This is a genomic window from Streptomyces sp. SID12501 (genome assembly GCF_010550245.1).
In the GTDB taxonomy this organism is placed as follows: Bacteria; Actinomycetota; Actinomycetes; order Streptomycetales; family Streptomycetaceae; genus Streptomyces.
Map to the genome: position 1 here is coordinate 1 of NZ_JAAGLU010000425.1, position 514 is coordinate 514.

Below are 514 nucleotides of genomic sequence, written 5' to 3' on the forward strand. Positions count from 1 at the left end.
AGCTTTTGTGGGACGCGCTCGGGGCCCCGGCACCCGTCTGGGCGCACCTGCCTGTGATCGTGAACGAGAAGCGGCAGAAGCTGTCGAAGCGCCGTGACAAGGTGGCTCTGGAGGACTACCTCGCCGAGGGCTACCTCCCGAGCGCAATGGTGAACTACCTGATGCTCCTGGGCTGGGGCCCCAGCGACAACGTCGAGGTCCGCCCCTTCGCGGAGCTGGAGAAGCTGTTCCGGCTGGAAGACGTCAACAAGGCATCCGCGTTCTTCGACGTCAAGAAGCTGTCCGCCTTCAACGGGGACTACGTGCGGGCGCTGTCCCCGCAGGAGTTTGCCGACGCCTGCCGGCCGTGGCTGTCTGGCGAGGCAGCACCGTGGCAGGAGGCCGCGTTCGATGAGGCGGTCTGGCAGACGGTGGCCCCGTACGCCCAGACCCGCATCACCGTGCTGTCGGAGATCACGAACTACGTGGATTGGCTGTTCCTCGACTCCCCTCCGGACGATGAAGCGTCCTGGGC

Annotated in this window: 1 protein-coding gene; it reads left to right on the forward strand. The window is 66.1% G+C overall.

Translation table 11 applies throughout. The features are described from left to right. A partial coding sequence (locus tag G3I71_RS46580; protein WP_239149789.1) for a glutamate--tRNA ligase family protein occupies window positions 1–514 on the forward strand: 514 nt, incomplete at both ends.